Source organism: Pauljensenia sp. UMB3104 (assembly GCF_030217285.1).
Classification (GTDB): domain Bacteria; phylum Actinomycetota; class Actinomycetes; order Actinomycetales; family Actinomycetaceae; genus Pauljensenia.
Map to the genome: position 1 here is coordinate 1 of NZ_JASONN010000332.1, position 268 is coordinate 268.

The following is a 268-nucleotide window of genomic DNA, read 5'->3' on the forward strand; positions in this document are numbered from 1 at the left end:
GTAATTATCGGCTCCCCCACTCCACTACACGTCGCTCACATCACCGCCGCTGTGAAAGCTGGCAAGGCGGCTCTTTGCGAGAAGCCAATTGCCATGTCCTCTGCTGACGAAGAAAAACTGATGAAGGCCATCGAAGGATACGACGCAAAGGTAATGCTGGGCTTCAACCGTCGTTTCGACCCCGCCTTCGCAGCCGTCCGAAAGGCTGTTTCAGACGGCAAGATCGGCGGCGAAATCGAACAGCTAACCATCATCAGCCGTGACCCAG

General features: G+C 56.0%; 1 protein-coding gene. It reads left to right on the forward strand.

Annotated elements, in window-relative coordinates; all coding sequences use genetic code 11:
- Nucleotides 1-268, forward strand: a 268-nt coding sequence (locus QP415_RS11920; RefSeq protein WP_285100221.1) for a Gfo/Idh/MocA family oxidoreductase, incomplete at both ends; no start/stop codon positions are given.